Annotated in this window: 2 protein-coding genes; both read left to right on the plus strand. The window is 42.6% G+C overall.

The genetic code is table 11. The features are described from left to right. Positions 1 to 130: 130 nt before the first annotated feature. The gene (locus LC574_RS30760; protein ID WP_229457379.1) at positions 131 to 973 is read left to right on the plus strand and encodes a phosphopantetheine-binding protein; all 843 of its coding nucleotides are present in this window, start codon (positions 131 to 133) and stop codon (positions 971 to 973) included. After that, positions 970 to 3,716, plus strand: a 2,747-nt coding sequence (locus LC574_RS30765) for an amino acid adenylation domain-containing protein (RefSeq protein WP_229457380.1), incomplete at its 3' end; no start/stop codon positions are given. The genes LC574_RS30760 and LC574_RS30765, both read left to right, overlap by 4 nt.

Consider the following 3,716-nt stretch of genomic DNA (forward strand, 5'->3'; position numbering starts at 1 on the left):
ACTAAGTCTCGCAATTCCTTGCGTGAGACATTCTGGATGGTAGAGTTTAAATTGTTTGTCTCAGTCAAAGTCCACTTTCCTCAGCCAGTTTGAACAAGGTTGCTGCCCTTAGTCTAGGGGAAAGTGGACTTTGACTGAGACAAACAATTTAAACTCTACCATCCAGAATGGTGAAATTGTAGTCAGAAGTCGTTATCTGTTTTGTGGTTATTGGCAAAGACCAGACTTGACCGAAGCAGTACTCTCTCAAGATATACAAGAAGAAAATAAGCTGCTGTATAAAACGGGCGACTTAGGCTGTATGTTGCCAGATGGCTGCCTTTTGCACTTAGGCAGAAAAGACTTCCAGGTGAAAGTCAGAGGCTACCGCATCGACGTTTCGGAAGTCGAAATGGCATTGATTAATACCAACCTTATCCGAGAGGCTGCTGTCGTAGCATCACCCGATCATCTGGGTGAGCAACGTCTAAGAGCGTATATTGTGCCGCTCGCTCCCCAACAATCACTCTCACTCCGAGAACTACGAAGTCTGCTTTTAGAAAGCCTACCAGACTACATGGTTCCCTCAACTTTTATGATTTTAGAAGCACTACCCCTAACGCCCAATGGCAAAGTTGATCGTTTGGGTTTACCCGCTTTCAGTCAGGTGCAAAGAGCGCAGTTAGAAAGTTTAGTTTTACCTCGCACTTCTACTGAGCAAATACTGGTTGACATCTGGACTCAAATTCTCGGAATAGAAGAAATTGGGATTCATGATAACTTTTTTGAATTAGGGGGTCATTCCCTACTTGTTAATCAACTTATTGTACAATTATTTAACACTTTCTCAATAAATATTTCTTTAATTACTGTATTTGAATTACCAACAATAGCTCAACTAGCCAAACGTATTGAAAATACTTGTTGGATAACATTAGTACAAAAGGATATGCTTGATAACGGCACAGATGCTCATGAAGGAGGGATGCTATGAAAACGCTTGATGAACTGTTGTTAGAACTTGGTCGCCTCAATATCAAAGTCTGGGCTGATGGCAACAACCTCCGCTATCAAGCACCATTAGGTATCCTAACTTCAGATATACTGGCTCAAATCAGAACACACAAAACAGAAATTTTAGCATTCCTAAATCAATCAGCACTTGAGTCACAATCAATCATTAAACCCGTTGATACAACTATAAAAAATGATGGTTTGCCTTTATCCTTCACTCAACAACAATTTTGGCTACTCCATCACCTAGAAGAATCAAATTATATCTACAACATGGTGAGGGCGTTTCGCTTGGAAGGAGACTTGGATATTCCTAGCTTCGAGCGAGCAATCCAATGTCTGATTGAGCGTCATTCCATTCTTAGGAATAAGTTCAAGGTGGTGAATGGTTCGCCAGTACAGGTCATTATACCTCACCTGACCTTTGACATGACTGTGATTGACTTGCAGAACTTATCAGAAGCTGAACGTATTTCTCAAGCACAACGACTTCTTTTGCAAGAGCGTACTCGTGCTTTTGATTTGAATCAGTTTCCTGTGTGGCGAGTGACTTTAATCCGTCTTCATCCTCAGACTCATTTGTTGATGTTCAATCTGCACCACATTATCTGTGATGATTGGTCAATTCAGGTATTTTTGCGGGAATTATCAGCTCTGTATCAAGAAGTTTCGACAGGAAAAACAGCTTCTTTACCAGAACTCCCCACTCAATATGCTGATTTTGCTTATTGGCAAAATCAACAAATTGCTCTTGAGAATTTTAGTCAACAGTTAAACTATTGGCAGCAACAGTTGGCAGACGTTGTGCCTGTTTTGGAACTGCCTTACTTAAGCGATTCTCCTTCCCTTCTCCCAAGGGAGACGCTACGCGAACGGGACGCTGCGCGTAGCTTGCTTAAGAGTAGGGGTACGGAGACGCTACGCGAACGCAATGATAATCTAAAGCAAGCGTTTCAACCTGGTATTGTTCCGTTGTGTGTGAATACTGAGGTGACTCGCAAGTTGAAGCAGTTAGCTCAACAGTCGGGGACAACCTTTTTTACCACCCTCCTGACTGCTTTCGCCATCTTACTTTCCCGCTACACCCGTCAGGAGGATTTAGTTGTCGGAACTGTGATTGCTAATCGCACCTTAGTCCAGACTAACTCAGTTATTGGTGCTTTTGTCAATACACTGGGCTTACGTATTCAGATTCCTGATAATCCTACCTTTCGAGAACTATTAGCTAGAGTTCAAAAGGTTGTTTTGGAAGCGTATGCTCATAGTGAGGTTCCTTTTATTAAAGTTATTGAAGCTCTGAAAATAGAGCGCAAATTGGGTAATAATCCCCTTTTGCAAGTGATGTTCACTCTAGAAACTATCGCTCACGAGAAACTGCAACTTCCACGAGTCATTACAACGGAACTGGAGTTGAGTAAACCAACAGCCGGAGCAACCTTTGATTTAACCTTAAACTTGTGGGAAACAAACTCAGAACTGCAAGGGAAACTAGAGTACAACGCCCATCTGTTTAATGAAGAAATAATCCAGCGCATCAGTGGGCATTTTCAGACTTTACTAGCAAGAATTGTTGAATCTCCAGACCAGTGTATTGGCAATTTGTCAATACTCAACGCTACAGAAAGGGAGCAGTTGCTAGGGAAAGAAACACAGGGGATTGAGTCTAAGTTTCTGTGTTTGCATGAGTTATTTGAAGCACAGGTGGAGAAGACACCCGAAGCTGTAGCACTTAAGTTTGCAGGACAACAGCTGACTTATCGGGAATTGAATGAGCAGGCTAACAAAATAGCGCATCACCTGCAAACTCTGGGTGTAAAACCAGAAACTAAGGTAGGAATTTGCCTAGAACGTTCACTAGAAATGATCGTGGGCATATTGGGAATACTCAAAGCAGGAGGGGCATATGTGCCACTAGACCCCAGTAATCCCCAAGAACGGTTGAAATATATACTAGAAGATGCACAAGTGCAAGTGTTGGTGACGAATTCGCAATTACGCAACACTCTAGCTCAGAGCAATTTTGTTGTCTATTTAGATGAAGAGGAAGACAAAATTGCTCAGTACCCCGGAAATAACTTAGTCAGTGGTGTGCAGGGTGATAACCTAGCGTATATGATTTATACATCCGGCTCTACAGGAAAGCCCAAAGGGGTATTAATCACTCATCACAATGTCGTTAGGTTATTCAAAGCAACAGAAGATTGGTATCAGTTTAATGAAACGGATGTATGGACGCTGTTCCACTCGTTTGCATTTGACTTTTCGGTTTGGGAATTGTGGGGAGGGTTGCTGTATGGCGGGTGTGTTGTGGTTGTGCCTTATGAGGTGAGCCGCGACTCGCAAGCATTCTACAACTTACTAGTTGCTGAGGAAGTGACTGTTCTCAACCAAACTCCATCCGCTTTTTACCAACTAATTCAAGTTGACGAACACTCCAAGACAACAGAAAAATTGAGTTTACGGGTGGTGATATTTGGCGGAGAAGCACTTTCGTTACCTTTGTTACAGCCTTGGTTTGAGCGGCATGGGGATGAACTGCCCCAGTTGGTAAATATGTATGGCATTACGGAAACAACGGTTCATGTGACAATCCGTCGTTTAACCTTAGCTGATGTGAAAGCCACAAGTAGCTTAATTGGGCTGCCAATTCCCGACTTGCAGATTTATCTTCTGGACAAATACCAACAACCTGTACCCCTTGGGGTGGTAGGAGAACTTTATGT

Source organism: Nostoc sp. CHAB 5715 (assembly GCF_020829685.1).
Taxonomy (GTDB): domain Bacteria; phylum Cyanobacteriota; class Cyanobacteriia; order Cyanobacteriales; family Nostocaceae; genus Nostoc.